General features: G+C 54.5%; 1 protein-coding gene. It reads left to right on the top strand.

Annotation, left to right across the window (positions count from 1 at the left end):
* Positions 1–47: 47 nt before the first annotated feature.
* Positions 48–264 (top strand): hypothetical protein (locus AC1RPW_RS08520; RefSeq protein ID WP_481769531.1); only part of this gene is annotated, 217 nt, incomplete at its 3' end.

Below are 264 nucleotides of genomic sequence, written 5' to 3'. Positions count from 1 at the left end.
CGCATGAGGTTGTTCAAGCGATCAGCCCAAGCGGTCGGAGATGCACCATGAAGGCAAGCGCAGCCCTGAAAAAAGAAGCGGATGCCGGAGATTGCTGGAACGGTTTCCGGCCCGGAGATTGGTTCAACTCCATCAACGTTCGCGATTTCATTGTCCGGAACGTGACACCCTACGCGGGCGATGAAGCTTTTCTCGCAGGGCCATCGCAGCGCACTAAGGCTGTTTGGGCAAAATTGCAGCCATACTTCGCGGATGAAAGAAAAA

Source organism: Dellaglioa sp. CoH-55-MRSF-8 (assembly GCF_056782195.1).
The sequence above is the reverse complement of the archived record's forward strand: the minus strand, read 5'-3'. Positions and strand labels throughout refer to the sequence as shown.